This is a genomic window from Streptomyces sp. NPDC002306, assembly GCF_053593435.1.
Genome location: NZ_JBSFCK010000146.1, coordinates 1 through 1,295, shown reverse-complemented (window position 1 = coordinate 1,295; position 1,295 = coordinate 1). Strand labels below are relative to the sequence as shown.

2 protein-coding genes and 1 pseudogene are annotated in these 1,295 nt (G+C 68.9%); 1 reads left to right on the top strand and 2 read right to left on the bottom strand.

Annotated elements, in window-relative coordinates:
• A partial coding sequence (locus tag ACWCQK_RS42520) for a hypothetical protein (RefSeq protein WP_451164632.1) occupies nt 1-180 on the bottom strand: 180 nt, incomplete at its 3' end.
• Nucleotides 181-268: 88 nt separating this feature from the next.
• On the opposite strand from ACWCQK_RS42520, the gene ACWCQK_RS42515 reads away from it, so the two are divergent.
• Entirely contained in the window at nt 269-1,084 is an 816-nt protein-coding gene (locus tag ACWCQK_RS42515) for an IS5 family transposase (protein ID WP_451164630.1), read from the top strand.
• On the opposite strand, the pseudogene ACWCQK_RS42510 reads toward ACWCQK_RS42515, so the two are convergent.
• A pseudogene (locus ACWCQK_RS42510) lies at nt 1,056-1,295 on the bottom strand (hypothetical protein); the annotation flags it as partial. The gene ACWCQK_RS42515 and the pseudogene ACWCQK_RS42510 sit on opposite strands and share 29 nt — an antisense overlap.

Sequence of the window (1,295 nt, the reverse complement as noted above, 5' to 3'; positions counted from 1 at the left end):
AGACGTCATCCGCTTATCGATCACGGGGCTGGCCTGGTCGAACAGGATTCCTGATCGGGTGATCGCGTGAGGGCCGACGCATGGCAGCAGGGCCTCTTGGTAGTTCGGGGGTGCGATCCCAACCGAGTACCAGGAGGCCCTGTTGCCGCAGTCTTTCGCGTCCGCGTGCGTGGAGTCCAACTCGCTGCCACCGTCGTGTGACTGCCTCGCGCACAGGTTCGGCAACGCGGCGGACGGGCCGGACCGCACCCCGAGTTATGGCTCCGACATGACGGAGGCGGAGTGGCGGGTCGTGCGGCCGTTGCTTCCGGTTCCGGCCTGGCTGGAGGGCCGGGGCGGGCGGCCGGAGGGCTATTGCCACCGCGTGATGCTCGACGCGGTGCGCTATGTCGTGGACAACGGCGTGAAGTGGGCCAACCTGCCCGCGGACTTCCCGCCGTATCGGCGCGTGCATGCCTTCGCCCGCCGCTGGCAGGTCACGGGTCTGCTCGCCGAACTCCACGACCGGCTGCGCGACCGCGTTCGGGAGAGGGAAGGCCGCTTGCCGGACCCGACGGCCGCGATCGTGGACTCGCAATCGGTGCGGGCGGCGGTGAACATCCCGCGCTCAACCTCTGGCTGGGACGGAGGCAAGAAGGTGAGCGGCCGCAAGCGGCACCTGGTGGTGGACTGTCTCGGCTTGGTCCTGGCCGTCGCAGTGACCGCGGCAAGCGTCCAGGACCGCGACGCCGCCGTCCCGCTGCTTCAGCGGCTGCGACGAGAGTACTTCTCCATTCGACTGGTGTGGGCGGACGGCGGCTATGCCGGCCGGCTCGTCGACTGGGCCCGCGAGAAGACCCGCCTCACCCTTCAGATCGTCAGACGCACCGACGACACAGCGGGGTTCGTGGTGCTGCCGCGCAGGTGGGTGGTGGAAAGGACGCTCAGCTGGCTGATGCGCTCGCGTCGCCTGGTGCGCGACTACGAAACATTGCCGGTCATGCACGAAGCCATGGTTCTGTGGTCGATGACCATGCTCATGAGCGGTCGCCTGGCCGGACGCCGCCCGGCCGGCTTCAGACGGCAGGCACCGCGAGAGCGGTGAACACTCCCGGCCGCACCTGCCGAGCCCATCCTCGCTCCACCAGGCGTTTCGCTTTCGATCGCAGTCCCTCGACCTTCGCCGGGACGGCCTCCAGCCCCAGCGCGATGGCCAGTTGCTGACAGCGCATGCCCTCCCGGCCCGCATCAGACTCCAGCACCGACAAGATCCGCTGGTAGTCCGGCGCAAGGGTTGTCGCCGCCATGCCCGTCTC